At 65.9% G+C, this 17,592-nt stretch carries 16 protein-coding genes and 1 tRNA gene; 6 read left to right on the forward strand and 11 right to left on the reverse strand.

What is annotated here, in order from left to right:
• Positions 1-419: 419 nt before the first annotated feature.
• Positions 420-602 carry a tripartite tricarboxylate transporter substrate-binding protein gene (locus tag IRZ12_RS17560; RefSeq protein WP_367181580.1) on the forward strand — a complete coding sequence of 61 codons (183 nt, stop codon included), beginning with the start codon at positions 420-422 and terminating at the stop codon, positions 600-602.
• Between the two features lie 102 nt (positions 603-704).
• Here IRZ12_RS17560 and IRZ12_RS07610 read toward each other — a convergent pair.
• The 5 genes from IRZ12_RS07610 to alr all read right to left on the reverse strand — a co-directional run bounded on the left by IRZ12_RS07610 (position 705) and on the right by alr (position 6,749).
• Positions 705-780 (reverse strand) — tRNA-Gly (locus IRZ12_RS07610).
• A 59-nt stretch (positions 781-839) separates the two neighbouring features.
• Positions 840-1,415 carry an N-acetyltransferase gene (locus IRZ12_RS07615; protein WP_296466622.1) on the reverse strand — a complete coding sequence of 192 codons (576 nt, stop codon included), beginning with the start codon at positions 1,413-1,415 and terminating at the stop codon, positions 840-842.
• Positions 1,416-1,546: 131 nt separating this feature from the next.
• On the reverse strand, positions 1,547-4,141 hold the full coding sequence (clpB, locus tag IRZ12_RS07620; RefSeq protein WP_296466623.1) for an ATP-dependent chaperone ClpB: 2,595 nt from the start codon (positions 4,139-4,141) through the stop codon (positions 1,547-1,549).
• 134 nt (positions 4,142-4,275) lie between these two features.
• Positions 4,276-5,643, reverse strand: a complete 1,368-nt coding sequence (radA, locus tag IRZ12_RS07625; protein WP_296466624.1) for a DNA repair protein RadA — start codon at positions 5,641-5,643, stop codon at positions 4,276-4,278.
• 2 nt (positions 5,644-5,645) lie between these two features.
• Entirely contained in the window at positions 5,646-6,749 is a 1,104-nt protein-coding gene (gene alr, locus IRZ12_RS07630) for an alanine racemase (RefSeq protein WP_296466625.1), read from the reverse strand.
• 142 nt (positions 6,750-6,891) lie between these two features.
• On the opposite strand from alr, the gene hpnC reads away from it, so the two are divergent.
• From hpnC to hpnE, 3 genes are read left to right on the forward strand one after another with little or no spacing between them, the layout of a single operon-like run.
• Complete coding sequence (gene hpnC / locus IRZ12_RS07635; RefSeq protein WP_296466626.1) at positions 6,892-7,770, forward strand: squalene synthase HpnC; 879 nt, start codon at positions 6,892-6,894, stop codon at positions 7,768-7,770.
• On the forward strand, positions 7,767-8,630 hold the full coding sequence (hpnD, locus tag IRZ12_RS07640) for a presqualene diphosphate synthase HpnD (RefSeq protein WP_296466640.1): 864 nt from the start codon (positions 7,767-7,769) through the stop codon (positions 8,628-8,630). The genes hpnC and hpnD overlap by 4 nt, the downstream gene beginning before the upstream one ends.
• A complete protein-coding gene (gene hpnE / locus IRZ12_RS07645) occupies positions 8,609-9,979 on the forward strand; it encodes a hydroxysqualene dehydroxylase HpnE (protein WP_296466627.1) in 1,371 nt (456 codons plus the stop codon). The genes hpnD and hpnE overlap by 22 nt, the downstream gene beginning before the upstream one ends.
• 3 nt (positions 9,980-9,982) lie before the next feature.
• On the opposite strand, the gene moaE is transcribed toward hpnE, so the two are convergent.
• The 6 genes from moaE to alaC all read right to left on the reverse strand — a co-directional run bounded on the left by moaE (position 9,983) and on the right by alaC (position 16,316).
• A complete protein-coding gene (gene moaE / locus IRZ12_RS07650; RefSeq protein ID WP_296466628.1) occupies positions 9,983-10,435 on the reverse strand; it encodes a molybdopterin synthase catalytic subunit MoaE in 453 nt (150 codons plus the stop codon).
• A gap of 10 nt (positions 10,436-10,445) precedes the next feature.
• The gene (moaD, locus tag IRZ12_RS07655; RefSeq protein WP_296466629.1) at positions 10,446-10,703 is read right to left on the reverse strand and encodes a molybdopterin converting factor subunit 1; all 258 of its coding nucleotides are present in this window, start codon (positions 10,701-10,703) and stop codon (positions 10,446-10,448) included.
• Between the two features lie 3 nt (positions 10,704-10,706).
• Positions 10,707-11,915 carry a gephyrin-like molybdotransferase Glp gene (gene glp / locus IRZ12_RS07660; RefSeq protein ID WP_296466643.1) on the reverse strand — a complete coding sequence of 403 codons (1,209 nt, stop codon included), beginning with the start codon at positions 11,913-11,915 and terminating at the stop codon, positions 10,707-10,709.
• Positions 11,916-11,989: 74 nt separating this feature from the next.
• Complete coding sequence (thrC, locus tag IRZ12_RS07665; RefSeq protein WP_296466630.1) at positions 11,990-13,402, reverse strand: threonine synthase; 1,413 nt, start codon at positions 13,400-13,402, stop codon at positions 11,990-11,992.
• Positions 13,403-13,470: 68 nt separating this feature from the next.
• A complete protein-coding gene (locus tag IRZ12_RS07670) occupies positions 13,471-14,778 on the reverse strand; it encodes a homoserine dehydrogenase (RefSeq protein ID WP_296466631.1) in 1,308 nt (435 codons plus the stop codon).
• Positions 14,779-15,110: 332 nt separating this feature from the next.
• Positions 15,111-16,316 carry an alanine transaminase gene (gene alaC, locus IRZ12_RS07675; protein ID WP_296466633.1) on the reverse strand — a complete coding sequence of 402 codons (1,206 nt, stop codon included), beginning with the start codon at positions 16,314-16,316 and terminating at the stop codon, positions 15,111-15,113.
• A 258-nt stretch (positions 16,317-16,574) separates the two neighbouring features.
• Between alaC and IRZ12_RS07680 the strand changes: the two genes are divergently transcribed.
• Positions 16,575-16,958 (forward strand): Mth938-like domain-containing protein, encoded by a 384-nt coding sequence (locus tag IRZ12_RS07680; RefSeq protein WP_296466635.1) that lies wholly within the window; start codon positions 16,575-16,577, stop codon positions 16,956-16,958.
• Positions 16,959-17,018: 60 nt separating this feature from the next.
• Positions 17,019-17,489, forward strand: a complete 471-nt coding sequence (locus IRZ12_RS07685) for a peroxiredoxin (RefSeq protein WP_296466637.1) — start codon at positions 17,019-17,021, stop codon at positions 17,487-17,489.
• Positions 17,490-17,592: the final 103 nt, after the last annotated feature.

Consider the following 17,592-nt stretch of genomic DNA (forward strand, 5'->3'; position numbering starts at 1 on the left):
TCAGCGAAGCGAGATTATACACCGGTTTGCCGCTCCAGGGCAAAAGCGCGCGCGCCATGAATGTGAGCTGCCTGGGGATCCCTGCGGTAGTGGTCGTGTGCATTGCGTACTTATTTTCCACCAGGAAAATCGTTTACCCCGCCATTCCATAATGATTCCTCACACAGGTTCGGCCGCGTCGACGTCCTGGTCAATAACGCCGCGGTGTTCGCCACCGTGCCCATGTGCCGTTCCCCGTTCGATGAAATCAGCATCGAGGAATGAGACTTGATGACGAGCGTGGATATCAAGCGGATCTGGCTCGCCAGCCGCGCCGTCCTTCCGCAAATATCTTCGAATGCGCAGCGACGCCATCCCCACGCGCGCACTCAAGCGCGTGCAGACCCAGGAAGACCTGATCGGCCTGCTCACCGCCGGCGATCGTCGCCCAACTCTCGAAGGCGGTCGCCGAGATCGTCGCCCAACCCGAGGTGGCAGAGAAGTTCCGGGAATTCCGCGTGGACCCGATCGGCAACACCCCCGCACAGATGGCCGCTTTCCTCCAGGAGGAGCGGGCACGCTGGGGCGCCGTGATAGAGAGGACGAACTCGCGGCTGGATTGATCACGCCGCCCGCGCCCTCGACCACCTGCCAAGAACGAAAAAGCCCCCAGCGCGAACTGGGGGCTTTTTTCGCTGCGGGGCCTGCCCCGCAGCAATGAATCCTGGAGCGGGAAACGAGTCTCGAACTCGCGACCTCAACCTTGGCAAGGTTGCGCTCTACCAACTGAGCTATTCCCGCGTTGTCTCGCAATCAATTCGTTGCGAGACCGAAACTATAGCAAAGAAAAAATCCGCGTGTCAACCAACCCCCGCCATTTGCGTCGCGCGGGCGAACGCCTCGCGCGTCCAGCCCCTTCCCAGCAGGAACATGCGCGTGTGCAGGTCGTTCAGCACGGATTCGCTCACCCGGTCGCCGAGGTAGGTCATGCGCTTGCGGCGCAAATCGACGTAACCCAGCTCATAGCGCCTGGCCAACGATCGCCACAAGACATGGGCCCCGACCGATTGCCGCGCACCACTCAACAGGCACAGCCCCGCATTCAGGGCCCATTCGTAAATCGATGTCGACAGGCCCCTGCCCTGGTAGCCCAGGGCATACTTGGAATGCGGTGCGCGGACATACGGGTCCGCACGCCGGCTGACCTCGATCAGCCTGTTGAACACCGTATAACCAGCCAGCCGCTTCATGGCCACGTCTTCTACATAGACGTAGTACTCGCCGTCCGCCTCGCGATAGCGCAGCACCAGGCCCGGCATGTCGGTCCCCACGACCGGCATGCCGTACATGGCATCGCCGGGCGTATTCATCCTTCCGTACAGGACGTCGAGTTCGCGGGCCACCTCCTCGGGCCCGTGCTGGACGTCGATACGCAAATAGATGAGGTGTGGGATCAGGCGCCAGACCTGATCAAGCGCGAAAGTAGACAGAGGCCGCCTCCTATCGTTCCATGGCAAAAAAGAAGCGCCGCACCGGCGGACCGGTGCGGCGCTCGGTGAGTCATGCATTATTGCAGCGTGCGGGTGAAGACGAACTTGCCTTCGCTCCAGTCGACGGGCACCACGTCCTTGGGCCCGAACTTGCCCTCGAGAATCAACTTGGCGATGGGGTTCTCGATCTCCTGCTGGATCGCCCGCTTCAACGGCCGGGCGCCGAACACGGGATCGAACCCGGCGCGTGCGATCTGGGCGACGGCTTCATCCGACACCTCGAGCCGCATGTCCATCTTGGCCAGACGCTCGGCCAGGCGCTGCAGCTGCACCCGGGCAATAGACTCGATGTGCTTGCTGTCCAGGCTGTGGAACACCACCACCTCGTCTATCCGGTTCAGGAATTCCGGACGGAAGTGCTGCTTGATCTCGTCCCAGACGACCGCCTTGATCACGTCGTACTGTTGACCGGCCATGGCCTGGATCTGCTGCGAGGCCAGGTTGGAGGTCATCACGATGACCGTATTGCGAAAGTCCACCGTTCGCCCTTGGCCATCGGTCAGCCGCCCATCGTCCAGCACCTGCAACAGTACGTTGAACACGTCCGGGTGGGCTTTCTCGACTTCGTCGAGCAGGATCACGCTATACGGCTTGCGGCGCACTGCTTCGGTCAGGTATCCACCCTCTTCGTAGCCCACGTAACCCGGCGGCGCGCCGATCAGCCGTGCCACGGAGTGCTTTTCCATGAACTCGCTCATGTCGATGCGCACCATGTGGTCGTCGGAGTCGAAGAGGAAGTTTGCGAGTGCCTTGCTCAGCTCGGTCTTGCCTACGCCGGTCGGCCCCAAGAAGAGGAAGGAGCCATACGGGCGCTGCGGATCGGCCAGGCCGGCGCGCGAGCGACGGATGGCGTCGGAGACGAGCCGCACGGCTTCGTCCTGCCCGATGACGCGCTCGTGGAGCTTTTCCTCCATGTGCAGCAGCTTGGCACGCTCGCCCTGCAGCATCTTGGAGACCGGAATGCCTGTTGCGCGCGAAACGACTTCGGCGATTTCCTCGGCGCCCACTTCCGTGCGCAACAGCCTGGGCTTGTCGTCCGAGGTCGCCGCCTTTTCCTTGCGCTCAGCCGACTTGAGGCGCGCCTCGAGCTCAGGCAGCTTGCCGTACTGCAGCTCGGCCAGTTTGTCGAACTGGCCCTTGCGCTGCAGCTCGCTCATTTCCGCGCGCACCTTCTCGATTTCTTCCTTGATCGATTGGGCGCCCTGCACCGCGGCCTTCTCGGCCTTCCAGATTTCCTCGTAGTCGTTGTACTCGCGCTGGAGCTTGTTCAGCTCCTCCTCGAGCAGCTGCAGCCGGCGCTGCGAGGCCTCGTCGGTTTCTTTCTTGACCGCCTCGCGCTCGATCTTGAGCTGGATGATGCGGCGGTCCAGCCTGTCCATGACCTCCGGCTTGGAGTCGATTTCCATGCGTATGCGCGCGGCCGCCTCGTCGATGAGGTCGATCGCCTTGTCCGGCAGGAAGCGGTCGGTGATGTAGCGATGCGACAGCTCCGCCGCGGCCACGATGGCCGGGTCGGTGATGTCGACCCCGTGGTGCAGCTCATAACGCTCTTGCAAGCCGCGCAGGATGGCGATGGTGGCCTCCACCGAGGGTTCGTCCACCAGCACTTTTTGGAAGCGGCGCTCGAGCGCGGCATCCTTTTCGATGTACTTGCGGTACTCGTCCAGCGTGGTCGCGCCTATGCAGTGGAGCTCTCCCCGCGCCAGGGCGGGCTTGAGCATGTTGCCCGCATCCATGGCGCCCTCGGCCTTGCCGGCGCCGACCATGGTATGCAGCTCATCAATGAAGACGATGTTCTTGCCGGCATCCTGGGCCAACTCCTTCAGGACCGCCTTCAGGCGCTCTTCGAACTCGCCCCGGAACTTGGCGCCGGCGAGCAGCCCCGCCAAGTCGAGCGACAGGACCCGCTTGCCCTTGAGCGTCTCAGGCACCTCGTCATTGACGATGCGCTGGGCCAAGCCCTCGACGATGGCGGTCTTGCCCACGCCGGGCTCCCCGATCAACACTGGGTTGTTCTTGGTGCGGCGCTGCAGGATCTGGATGGTACGGCGGATCTCGTCGTCGCGGCCGATGACCGGGTCGAGCTTGCCTTGGCGGGCGCGCTCGGTCAGGTCTATCGTGTACTTCTTCAGCGCCTCGCGATTGCTTTCGCCTTCCTGCGAATCGACGGGCGCCCCGCCCCGCACGGCGTCGATGGCGGCCTCCAGGGCGCGGCGTTGCAAGCCGGCCTCGCGCAGCAGCCGCCCCGCCTCGCCCTTGTCGTCGGCCAGGGCCAACAGGAACAGCTCGCTCGCGATGTAGGTGTCGCCGCGGTTCGCTGCCTCCTTGTCGATCTTGTTGAACAAGGCCTGGAGTTCGCGGCTGACTTGGATGTTCGCATCGCCGCCCTGGACCTGGGCCAGGCGGCCGATGGCAGCGTTGACCTCGGCTGTCAGCCGGTTGACGGCCACGCCGGCCCGCGCCAGCAGGCTGGCCGCTCCGCTGTCGGGATCGGACAACAGCGCAGCCAGCACGTGCAGGGGCTCGATGTAGGGATTGTCGTTCCGGGCGGCGAGGCTTTGGGCATCCGCAAGCGCCTGCTGGAACTTGGTAGTGAGTCGGTCGATTCGCATAGTTTTCACGCCAATAAGTGGGGGCCGTCGGCCCGGATACTCTGGATGTGAGGTCGATTCGAGCGGTTTCAATCCCCTACATCGCACAGGGGAAATCCCGTTATACCACCCGTCTTCCGGCGCGACGCCGGCCCTTACGCGCGCAGCCGGTCGAGCGCCTCGTCCAGGCGATCCACGGCCCAGACCTCCATGCCCTCGATGGGCTGGCGCGGCGCGTTGGCCTTGGGAATCAAGGCGATGCTAAAGCCCAGCTTGGCGGCTTCGCGCAGGCGCTCCTGGCCGCGCGGGGCCGGGCGGATTTCCCCGGCCAGCCCGACTTCGCCGAAGGCCACCATGCCGCGTGGCAGTGGCCGGTTGCGCAGGGAAGAGACGATCGCCAGCAGCACCGGCAGGTCTGCCGCGGGCTCCGTGATCCGGACCCCGCCCACGGCATTGACGAATACGTCTTGGTCGAACGCCGCCGTGCCTGCGTGGCGATGCAGCACGGCCAGCAACATGGCGAGCCGGTTGCCCTCCAGGCCGACCGACAGGCGGCGGGGGTTGGGCGAATTGGCCGTATCCACCAAGGCCTGGATTTCCACCAGCAGCGGGCGGCTACCCTCTTGCGTGACCATGACGCACGACCCAGGCACCTGCTGCTGGTGCTGCGATAGAAAAAGCGCCGAAGGATTCGCGACCCCCTTCAGCCCGCGATCAGTCATGGCGAACACGCCGAGCTCGTTGACGGCGCCGAAGCGATTCTTGAAGGCGCGCACCAGGCGGAACGACGAATGCGTATCGCCCTCGAAATACAACACCGTATCGACGATGTGCTCGAGCACCCGAGGCCCCGCCAGGGCCCCCTCCTTGGTCACATGGCCGATCATGACGATGGTCACGCCCGTCTGCTTGGCCATGCGGGTCAGCTGCGCGGCGCATTCGCGCACCTGGGCCACGGATCCGGGAGCAGAGGTCAGCTGCTCGGAATAGAGCGTCTGGATCGAATCGATCACCGCGACTTCCGGCGCATGTTCCGTCAGGGCGGCCTGGATGGCCTCTAGCCGGATCTCGGCCAGCAAATCCACGCTCCGCGTATCCAGGCCGAGGCGGCGCGCGCGCAGGGCAACCTGGTCTCCGGACTCCTCGCCGGTCACGTACAAGACTTTGCGATGGGAAGACAGCGCCGCGAGCGCCTGGAGGAGCAGCGTGGATTTGCCTATGCCGGGATCGCCGCCGATCAGCACCACGGCACCTGCCACCATGCCGCCTCCCAGCACGCGATCGAATTCGTCTATGCCGGTGGGAAAACGCTGCATTTCCCTGGCCTCGATGTCCGCCAACTTGCGCACCGGCGCGCTGGCCGCAAGCGGCGCATACCGGTGCGCGCCTGCGGCAGGACCCGCAGTCGACGCAACCGTTTCTTCCAGGGTGTTCCAACCGCCGCAATGCGGGCATTTGCCTTGCCACTTCGGCGCGGTGCCGCCGCACTCGGTACACACGTAGACGGTTTTCGCCTTTGCCATGGTCACTCCTGGAAATGCACTGGCACCCGCGGCGCGAGGGCGCACAGCAATTCGTATCCGATGGTGCCCGAGGCGGCCGCGACTTCGTCCACGGATAGCCCGTGGTCGCCCCACAGCGTGACGGGCGCGCCCACCTGGGCATGCGGCACCGGGGTTAAGTCCACGGCAAGCATGTCCATGGACACCGTGCCCAGCAGGCGGGTCCTCACGCCCGCCACGACGATGGGCGTGCCGGTCGGCGCGTGGCGCGGATAGCCGTCGGCGTAGCCGCAGGCCACCACGCCGATGCGCATCGCGCCCTCCGCCCGGTACCGCCCCCCGTAGCCCACGGCATCGCCGGCGCGCAGGTCCTGCGTGGCGATGAGGCGGGATTTCAACGCCATCGCCGGCCTCAAGCCCAGCGATTCGGCGCTCTCATCCGCGAACGGACTAGCCCCGTAGAGCGCGATGCCGGGACGCGCCCAGGCAGCCGCCACTTCTGGATAGCGCAGGCTCGCCGCCGAGTTACACAGGCTGGCCGGACCCGGCAGCCCGGCCGTGGTTCGGCGGAACACGTCGAGCTGGGCGGCGATTCCTTCTTCCGTATCGGCCGTCGAAAAGTGAGTCATATGCCCCACCTGCCCCAAGACGCCCCGCCGCTGCAATTCGACGAGCCGGGCGTAGGCGCCGGCATAGGCGGCTGGCGTAAACCCCAAGCGGTTCATGCCGGTGTTGAGCTTGGCAAAGACGTCTATGGGGCGCGGCGCCTTGGCCTGCGCGAGCCAGGCCAACTGGTCAGCATGGTGGACGGCCAGCGTCAATCCGTACCGCCCCACCACTTCGAGGTCGGACGCTTCGAATATGCCTTCGAGCAGCAGGATCGGGCCCTGCCAGCCGGCTTCCCGGCAGCGCACCGCTTCCGCAAGGTCCAGCATGGCCAAGCCGTCTGCCCCGCGGAACCCGGCCACTGCCCGCTCGATTCCATGTCCGTAGGCATTGGCCTTGACGACGGCCCAAACCTTGGCCGAATCGCCGGCCGGACGCGCGGCGTCGAGGCGGCGGCGGACGACTTCGAGATTGTGGGAAAGCGCGGATCGGGAAATGCAGGCGAAAATGGGACGAGGCATGGTGCAGAACGAAACCGGCGCGCGACGCCGGATTGGCAAAAGGAAAGTGTAGCCCCAGCGGATGAGAAAAGCAGGATGCGATGTGCCATGCGCCGGCGACTGCGAACCGGTATCATCGGCGCCGGACCGTTCCCACACCACCATGTCTGCCGGCCACTACGAAAATTTCCCCGTCGCTTCCCTGTTGCTCCCCCGGCACTTGCGCGTCGCGGTGCTCGATATTTACCGCTACGCCCGCGCCGCGGACGACATCGCCGACGAAGGCGATGCGCCGGATCAAGCGCGGCTGGCGGCATTGGCGCGCTTCGGTGCGGAGCTGGACCGGATCGAGGCCAAAACGTGCCGGCCGGGCGCGATGCCGGAGGAGGCCATGCCTGCGGACCTCGCTCCCATCTTCGCGCCGCTGGCGGCCACTGTCGCCCGCCACAAGCTGCCGCTGGAGCCGTTTCGCCGTCTGCTATCGGCTTTTTCACAAGACGTCGTCACCAAACGGTATGCCGACTTCGCCGCTTTACTCGACTATTGCCACCGTTCCGCCGACCCTGTGGGAGAACTGCTGCTGCACCTATACCGGGCGGCAACGCCGGAGAACCTCTCCCAGTCGGACGCCATTTGCACCGGCTTGCAATTGACCAACTTCTGGCAAGATGTCGCCATAGACTGGCGCAAAGGCCGGGTCTATATTCCCCAGGAGGACCTGGCGCGCCATGGGGTAACCGAAGCAGATATCGCCCACGGCCAGTGCTCGCCCGCATGGCGCGCCCTCATGGCCTTCCAGGTTGAGCGCGCCCGTGCGCTGTTACACTCCGGGGCGCCGCTTGCGCGGACCCTGCCCGGCCGCGTGGGTTGGGAGCTGCGGCTGGTCGTGCAAGGCGGGCTGCGCATCCTGGAACGCATCGAAGCCTGCGGCTACGACGTGTTCCGGGCCCGGCCGATGCTCACGAAAACCGAGTGGCTGAGGCTCGGCTGGCGCGCCCTGCGCATGCCGCGCGCTTTGCCCGCATCCTCTTCCCCATCATGACCCCTGACCAGTACTGCCAGGAGAAGGCCGCGCAAAGCGGCTCGAGTTTCTACTACAGTTTCCTGTTCCTGCCCCCCGAGCGCCGCCGCGCCATTACGGCGCTATACGCCCTGTGCCGGCAGTTGGACGATGCCGTGGACGAAACCAGCGAAGGCTCTGTAGCCCGCCTGAAGCTGGCATGGTGGCGGGCCGAGATCGACAAACTGTTCGAAGGCAGGCCCGAACACCCCGTCACGCGTGCCCTCGCGCCCCACCTCGTTCCGTGCGGCATCACGCGCGATCGGCTGCAGGCCATCGTGGACGGCATGGAAATGGACCTCGAGCAGACGCGCTATCTCGATTTTCCTGCCCTACAACGGTACTGCCGGCTGGCTGCAGGCGTGGTGGGAGAACTCTCGGCGGGGATCTTTGGCTACGCCCACCCCCAAACCCTGGTCTTTGCAGACCGCTTGGGCCTGGCGTTCCAATTGACCAACATCATCCGGGACGTGGGCGACGACGCCCGAAAGGGCCGCATTTACCTGCCGGTGAACGAGCTGCAGCAGTTCGACGTGAAAGCGGCCGACATCCTCAACGGACGCTATTCCGAAAAATTCTCGGCGCTGATGCGCTTCCAATGCGCACGCGCCCGGCAAACATATCGCGAGGCGCTAGACCTGCTGCCGCCAGGCGACCGTCGCGCCCAACGGCCGGGCCTGATGATGGCCGCCATCTACTACGCACTGCTGGACGAAATCGAACGTTCAGGCTACGAAGTGCTGCACCAGCGCATTTCCCTGACGCCTTTGCGCAAGCTCTGGCTGGCGTGGAAAACCTACGTGACCGGCGGTCGGGCCCTGTGGCGGCAGATAAAGGCGTAAGCCCAGCGCCGCGCGCCGCCGTCATCGGCGCAGGCTGGGCGGGGCTGGCCGCTGCGCAGCGATTGTCCCGGCGGGGATTCGCCGTAACGGTCTATGAGGCCTCGCGTGAAGCCGGCGGCCGCGCGCGCACCGTGGTGCACCGCACCGGCGAGCTTTTCCCGCAGCCGTTGGACAACGGGCAACATTTGATGTTGGGCGCCTACGAACAGACCTTGGCGCTGATGCGCGAACTCGGTGCGGAGCCCGAGGCACGGCTGCTGCGCACGCCGCTGCGGCTGCCATCGGCCGACGGCGACTTCGACCTGCGGGCGCCGCGGCTGCCCTCCCCGCTCCATGCAGCCTGGGCCTTGCTAAGCGCGCGCGGACTGACGCCGGCGGGCCGCTGGGCGGCGCTTCGGTTCGTGGCCGGCCTCAAGAAGCTGCATTGGTACCCACCCGGGGGCGCCACCGTGGCCGAGCTCGTCGCCAGGCTAGGGCAGCCGCAAGCCGTCGTTGCGCGGCTCTGGCGCCCGCTGTGCCTCGCCGCGCTCAATACCCCGCCCGACCAAGCTTGCGCCCGGCTGTTTGCTGCCGTGCTGCGCGACAGCCTGGATGCGCCGCGCCAACACAGCGATTTGCTCTTCCCGCGATGCGACCTGTCGTCGCTCTGGCCACGCGCGGCTGCGGCGCGGCATGCCATGCGCTATGGGCATGCCGTCCGGCAACTCACCGTGGATGAGAATGCGGTCATCGTCGACGGAGAACGCTACGACGTCGCCGCCCTGGCCACGCCGCCGGGCGTTGCGGCCCAACTGCTGCCGCACCATCCTCGGATGTGCGAAGCGCGGCGTGCGATGCTCAGCTTCCGCTACCTGCCCATCGCCACCCTGACGCTTTGCCTGGCTGCGCCCTTCCCGCTCGACTTCCCCATGCTCATGCTGGCGGAAGCCCCGGCACGCGGCCACCTCGGCCAATGGGTCTTCGACCGCGGCACCCTGCTGGGCCGCGCGGACGGCCGCGGCGAGCTCGCCGTGGTCGTCAGCGCCGCAACGCCCCTCCTGGAACGCGACCATGCGGCCAGTGCCGCTGCCCTGATCGAACAACTGCGGGAACAGCTGTGCAGGCGTAGCGGACGGAGGCTGCCGACGGTGCTGGGATGGAAGCTGCTGGTCGACAAGCGCGCAACCTTTGCGGCCACGCCCAACCTCTTCCGGCCAGACAACGCCACCGCGTGGCCGCGGCTCGCGTTGTGCGGGGACTGGACCGATACCGGTTACCCGGCGACGTTGGAAGGTGCTGTGCGCAGCGGCCTGCGGGCTGCCGACCTGCTGGCCGACGCGCTCGCCCAGGCAACGAGGCGCAATCGATAGGTTTTAGCCCTGCTGCCAGCGTTGCGCGGCCTGGTCATCCGAATCTCGGGCTTCGACCCAGCGCTCGCCCCGGTCCGTCGCCTCCTTCTTCCAGAACGGCGCCTGGGTCTTGAGGTAGTCCATGATGAACTCGCAGGCGGCGAAGCATTCGCCTCGATGCCTGCCCGCGACGCCGACGAATACGATCTGGTCCCCCGCCGTAAGCGTCCCGACGCGGTGGATGACACGCACCGCATTCAACGACCAGCGCCCGTGGGCCTGTTCGACGATGTCGGCCAGCGCCTTCTCCGTCATGCCCGGATAATGCTCGAGCGTCAGCGATGCGACGTGGTCGCCCTCATTGACGTCGCGCACCGTGCCGACGAAGGTGACGATGGCCCCGACCGAAGGATCGCGCCGCATGGCGGCGATTTCCGCGCCGGCATCGAAATCGGACGTCTGTACGCTGACCGACATAGGTGCCTCGTCAACCGCCGGTGACCGGCGGAAAAAACGCGATTTCGTCGCCCGGCTGCAAGGGTTCGCCGGCCGGCACCATGGCATGGTTGCGCGCGGCACGCACGGCGCGCTCGGGCGCGAGCGCCGTAGCCCACGCCCCGCCCCGCTCGGCCAGCCACTTGCGCAACTCGCCTACCGTGCGCACGCCGTCGGGCAGTTCCACGGCTTCTTTCTCCCGACCCAGGGCCTCGCGCAGCGAAGCGAAAAACAGAACGTCGACTTTCATGACTCAGCCCAGTAAATCAGCATAGCTGATGAATTGAACCATATCGCCGCGGCGAATCGTCTGTCCACCCGGGTTGTCGACGACACCGTCGCCCCAGACCGTGGAAGTCAGCACCGAGGACAACTGGTTGGGGAACAGGTCGAGCCCGCCCTGCTCGTTGCGGCGAACCCGCAGGAACTCGCGGCGCCGATCGGCCTTGGGCCAATCGAAGTCGGCGCGCATGGGTACGCGCACCGGGGCGCACGCCCGCGCGCCCGCGAGCTTGAGCAAGAGCGGCTTGACCAACAGCCCGAAGGTCAGGAAGCTCGACACCGGATTGCCGGGCAGGCCGATGAATATGGCCTCGGATCCATCCTCCCGGCGCAGGCGGCCGAACGCGAGCGGCTTGCCCGGCTTGATGGAAAGGCTCCACATGTCGAGCCTGCCCAGCGATTCGACCGCTGGCTTGACATGGTCTTCCTCGCCCACCGACACCCCGCCGGTGGTGATAATGAGGTCGTGGTGCTGCGCCGCCCGCTTCAAGGCGGATTGCGTCGCGACGAAATCATCCCGCACCGCGCCGAGGTCGCTATGCACGACCGGAAGCGAGGCCAGCATGCCCTGGAGCAGGTAGCGGTTGGAGTTATAGATCTTGCCCGGCGGCAGCGGCTCGCCCGGGGTCACGAGCTCATCACCGGTGAACAGCGTGGCGACGCGCAGGAGCGGTCGCACCGACAGGGTCGGTATGCCCACCGAGGCCGCCAACCCGACGTCCTGGGCGCGCAGGCGCGTCCCGGCCTGCAGGATGCGGCTCCCGGCCTCGATGTCGCAGCCTTTGGCGCGTATCCAGGCGCCGGCCTCCACTGGTTTGGTGAATATGACGCGGTCGCCCTCGACTTCGGCTTCTTCCTGCATGACGACGGCATCGGCACCCGGCGGAATCTCCGCCCCGGTGAAAATGCGCGCCGCCGTTCCGGGCTCCAGCGGTTCCGGCACCGCTCCCGCGGGGATGCGCTGCGATACAGGCACGCCTGCAGCAAACAACGCTGCGTCGGCCGTGCGGACGGCATAGCCGTCCATCGCCGAGTTGTCCGCGCCGGGCACATTGATGGAAGCAGTCACGTCGGCCGCCAGGATGCGGCCCACGGCGCGTACCAGCTCGACCTGCTCGGCCGGCCGATTCACCGGCTCGACCGCGAGCAGTATTTCGAGCGCTTCATCCAAGGAAAGCAGATTCGCACGAGGCTTCACTATCGACTCCTTCGCGGCGCACGCGAGCGGGGCGCCGCACTGTCACCGCTGCGCCTTCAGACGGCGTGTGCGGCAATCAAATCCTTGATGGTCTGCACGTCGGGATCGACGGTCTGTACGCGCTGCGGCAGCTGCTCGATATTCTCGAAGCCAGCGGGACGCGGCGCGGGCTGGCCCAGGGCCTCTTCGATGGTGGCCGAGAACTTGACCGGCAACGCCGTTTCCAGCACCAGCATGGGCACGCCCGGCTCGACGTACGGCCGCGCCACCTTGACGCCGTCCGCGGTGTGCGGGTCGATGACCACGCCCGTTTCGGCATGGACGCGCCGGATGGTCTCCAATCGATCGGCATGCGTGCTGGTCCCGGCCACGAAACCGTACTGCTCGAACCGGGGCTTGTAGGCCGACAGGTCGAACGAACCCTTGTCCGCCAGTTCGTCCCACAGCGCTTTCACGCGCGCGGCATCCCGGCCCAGCAAATCGTAGACGAAGCGCTCGAAGTTCGAGGCCTTGGAAATGTCCATCGACGGGCTGGAGGTTTCGTAGGTCTCGCTCGAGCCGCGCGGCCGATAGACTCCGGTGCGGAAGAACTCTTCCAACACGTTGTTCTCATTGGTGGCGAGCACTAGGCGGCGGATGGGCAGTCCCATGCTGCGCGCGACGTGGCCGGCCAGGATGTTGCCGAAGTTGCCCGACGGCACCGCGAACGAAACCGGGGCCATCGGGTCCTGCGCCCCTTCGGTGGCCATGCGCCAGCCGTGGAAGTAGTACACCACCTGGGCAGCGATGCGGGCCCAGTTGATGGAGTTGACCGCACCGATGCGATGCGTGGTCTTGAACGTCAAGTCGGCGCTGACGGCCTTGACGATGTCCTGGCAATCGTCGAACACCCCACGCACGGCGATGTTGTGGATGTTGGCATCTTGCAGCGAGTACATCTGGGCGCGCTGGAACGCGCTCATGCGGCCGGCGGGCGAGAGCATGAACACCGCCACGCCTTTCTTGCCGCGCATCGCATACTCGGCCGCCGAGCCGGTGTCGCCCGATGTCGCGCCGAGGATGTTGAGCGTGGTGCCGCGTCGCGCCAACACGTATTCGAACAAATGGCCGAGGAACTGCATGGCCATGTCCTTGAAGGCCAGGGTCGGCCCTTCGGAGAGGCCCAGCAGGGAAATGCCGTCCTTGAGCGGCTTGAGCGGCGCGATGGCCTCGCCGCCAAACACTTCAGGCCGATAGGTCGCGCGCGTGAGCGCACGCAGGTCGTCCCCCGGGATATCGGTGATGAACAGCTTGAGCACCTCGTACGCCAGGTCGGCATACGGCAGCGACCGCCAGGCCTGGAGCTGTTCAGGCGAGACCTGCGGGATGGCCTCGGGCACGGCCAGGCCGCCGTCGGGCGCCAATCCCTCCAGCAGGACGTCGGTGAACGGTTGCGGCGCCATGCCGCCGCGGGTCGATAGGTATCTCATGTCAGTTTTCCATGCTGCTCGCCGCCCTCAGGGCCGTGGCGTCCCAAGGTACCGCGTATCCGGTTCTGCTATGCCAGGTTCTCGATGCGCAGCCGCGTGACCTTGGACAACACGGTGGGCAGCGCCTCGATGTGGGCGATGGCGACGTTGACGTTCCGCTCCAGCGCCTCGTGGGTCAGGAAAATGATGTCGGCTTGGCCCGCGTCCGCACGCGGCTTCTGGATCATCGACACGATGGAGATCGACGCTTCGGCCAAGATCCGCGTAATGTCGGCCAGCACGCCCGGCTGATCCGTCACCGCCAGCCGCAAATAGTAGGAGGTCGTGATGTCCTCGATCGAGAGGATGGGCCTATCGGTAATGGCTTCGGGCTGGAACGCCAAGTGCGGTACGCGATGCTCCGGATCGGCCGTGTGCAGCCGCGTCACGTCCACCAGGTCGGCGACCACGGCCGAAGCGGTAGGCTCCTCGCCGGCACCTTGGCCGTAGTAGAGCGTCGCGCCGACCGCATCGCCCTTGACCATGACTGCGTTCATCGCACCTTCGACATTGGCCATCACCCGCTTGGCATCGACCAGGGTCGGGTGGACGCGCAACTCGATCCCGTCCGGACGCGCCTTGGTGATGCCCAAGAGCTTGATGCGATAGCCGAGCTCTTCGGCGTAGCGGATGTCTTCCTGGGCCAGCTGCGAGATGCCCTCGACGTGCGCCTTGTCGAAGCGAATGGGTACGCCGAACGCAATGGACGACAAGAGCGTGAGCTTGTGGGCGGCATCCACGCCTTCCACGTCGAACGTGGGATCGGCCTCGGCATAGCCCAGGCGCTGCGCCTCGGCGAGCACTTCGGAGAACGGCTGGCCGCGCGTGCGCATCTCGCTGAGGATGAAATTGGTGGTGCCGTTGATGATGCCGGCCACCCATTCGATCTGGTTCGCGGAGAGGCCTTCACGGATGGCTTTGATGATGGGTATGCCCCCGGCCACGGCCGCCTCGAAGGCCACCATCACTCCCTGTTCGCTGGCCCGGGCGAAGATTTCGTTGCCGTGCTTGGCAAGCAGCGCTTTGTTGGCCGTGACGACGTGCTTGCCATGCGCAATGGCCTCCAAGACGAGTTCCCGGGCCAGCGTGTCGCCGCCGATGAGCTCCACGACGATGTCGATCTCAGGATCGCGGACGATCTGGAAGGGGTCGGCCACGACTTCCGCGGCTTCGCCGACGCGGGCCTTGGCCTTGGCAAGGTCGCGCGCCGAAACTTTGGTGGCGACGATGTGCCGGCCGGCGCGACGGGCGATCTCTTCGGCGTTGCGGGCGAGGACTTTGAACGTACCGCCGCCTACGACGCCCAGGCCCAGGAGGCCTACTCGGATGGGTTCCATGCTGTTTTCGGGCAAAACTCGGGTTCTTCGAACAAAGATGGTTGGTCGATCGGGTTAGTTTCGATGCCGTGCCGGACGGCATCGAGCGGATGCTCGACACGCGCTACTCGAACCGCACCGGGCAGGCGCGGGGCTCTGCAGCGTGGATCGCACGGTTCTGGCCGGACCGCATCTGTCAGGCCCTCCCCTTCTGCGGCCCGTCATGGCCTCGTCGGGGACAAACCTCCAGTGTAACGGACTCTCCCGAGTCCGGGGGGAAGACGGGGTTGAATCCCGCGGCGCACGCGGAAGCCGGCAGGGGGCGGGGCGCGCCAGGCGGCCCCTGCTCCCCGCTACACCTTGATCAATCCGTCTTTGCGGAACATTTCCTTGATGCCGCGTATGGCTTGCCGCGTACGCTGTTCGTTCTCGATCAGCGCAAAGCGCACGTGGTCATCGCCGTACTCGCCAAAGCCTATGCCCGGCGATACGGCCACATGGGCGTCGGCCAGCAGGCGCTTGGAGAATTCCAGCGAACCCAGCGACTGATACGGCTCGGGGATCTTGGCCCAGATGTACATCGAAGCCTTGGGGACCTCGACCATCCAGCCCGCCTCGTGCAGGCCCTTGACCAGCACGTCGCGGCGGCGCTGGTACTGGGCGACGATTTCCTTGACGCAATCCTGGGGCCCCTCGAGGGCGGCAATGGAGGCGACCTGGATGGGCGTGAAGGTGCCGTAGTCGTGATAGCTCTTGATGCGGGCGAGCGCGTTCACGAGCTCCTTGTTTCCCACCATGTACCCCACGCGCCATCCGGCCATGTTGTAGCTCTTGCTCATGGTGAAGAACTCGACCGCCACGTCGCGCGCGCCCGGCACCTGCATGATCGAGGGCGCGACGTAGCCATCGAAGGTGATGTCGGCATAGGCGAGGTCGTGCACCACGAGGATATCGTTCTCGCGCGCCAGCGCCACCACCCGCTCGAAGAACGACAAATCGACGCACTGCGCGGTGGGATTGCTCGGGAAGCCGAGGATCATCATGCGCGGCTTGGGTATGGATTCCTTGATCGCGCGCTCGAGCTCGGCGAAGAAATCCACGCCCGGCGTCATCCGCACCGAGCGGATGTCGGCGCCCGCGATGACGGCACCGTAGATGTGGATGGGATAGCTGGGATTGGGCACCAAGACGGTATCGCCGCGGTCGAGCGTCGCGAGCATCAAGTGCGCCAGCCCTTCCTTGGAGCCGATGGTGACGATGGCTTCCGAATCCGGATCGATGTCGACGCCGTAGCGGCGGCCATACCAGTCTGCGATGGCCTTGCGCAGGCGCGGGATGCCCTTGGACACGGAATAGCCATGCGTCTTGCTGCGCTTGGCTGCCTCGACCAGCTTCTCGACGATGTGCGGGGGCGTATCGCCGTCCGGGTTGCCCATCGACATGTCGATGATGTCTTCGCCGCGTCGTCGCGCCGCCATTTTCAACTCGGCCGTAATGTTGAAAACGTAAGGCGGAAGACGCTTGATACGCGAAAACTCCCGGGGGGAGGAGCTGGACATGATCGAATCCTTAATGGGGAGGGGGATGGTCCTCCTCGCGCGCGCTTCCCCTCGAAGGGGCGACTCCGGCGGACCGAACGGGGCGGGCTCCGCCGCGCAGCGCCCCCGAAGGGACGCGCCAGTGCGCGCCGGGGGACAAAAACACGGGGGCTCTTATAATAATCCACAAGCCGGTCCGACTGAGCCCCTGCACATCCGTACCGGCCGTCGGAGGGCAGTATAGTTGGCCTATCGTCCCGTTGATCCGGAGCTGACCTTTTGAAGTTGCATTCCGACCCCGCCTCGGCGCTGAATACCGTCACGGCCTACGGCGAAGGCTATGTCGAAATCAATCGCGTCCGGTTCGAGCACGCCGTGGTGTTCGGCCCCGAAGGCGACGTCGCCGCCTGGCCCGTTTCCTGTTTCGAGGAGATCGACGGCGCAGCCATGGCCCGCGTCGTCCGCCCGGATGCGCCGCAGCCTCCCGAAGTGCTGCTGGTCGGCACCGGCGCGCGCCAGCGATTCCTCGCGCCCGCCCTGCTGCGCCCCCTGCTGAAAGCCGGCATAGGCGTCGAAATCATGGATACGCAGGCCGCTGCCCGCACCTACAACATCCTGATGGCCGAAGGCCGCCGCGTGTTGGCTGCATTGATTCCTGCCTGACACGATGCGTGCTTGCGTCCGCATTTCCCCGCATCCCCTATCTTTTCCGGAGCCCCGTGCATGAGTACCGTCATCGGACGAGCCGCCCCCGCGTTCACCGCACCCAGCACCGACGGCGAGATTTCCCTGAAAGAGCTGAAAGGACGCATTGTCGTCATGTACTTCTACCCCCGCGACAACACGCCCGGCTGCACGACCGAAGGCCAAAACTTCCGCGATCGCTACGCCGATTTCCAGGCGGCTGGCGCGCAGGTGCTGGGCGTCTCGCGGGACACCCTGGCCTCGCACCAGAAATTCAAGGAAAAGCAAGGCTTCCCCTTCCCGCTCATCGCCGACCCCGAGGAAAAGCTTTGTGAGCTCTACGGAGTCATGAAGATGAAAAACATGTACGGCAAACAAGTGCGCGGCATCGAGCGCAGCACCTTCCTGATCGATGCCCAAGGCAAGCTTCGCCAGGAGTGGCGCGGTGTGAAGGTCCCCGGCCACGTCGACGCCGTGCTCGAGGCGGTCCGCGCCCTGGCCAAGGAGTAACCGGCTGCGCCGCCTTGAACGCCGCCCGCCCCCCACGCCTGCGCCGGCGACCGGCCGGAACCCATTTCCGCGCTGCGCCGGCCGCCCCCGGAATCCGCCGGCA

The organism is Pigmentiphaga sp. (assembly GCF_019689535.1).
Classification (GTDB): Bacteria; Pseudomonadota; Gammaproteobacteria; order Burkholderiales; family Burkholderiaceae_B; genus Pigmentiphaga.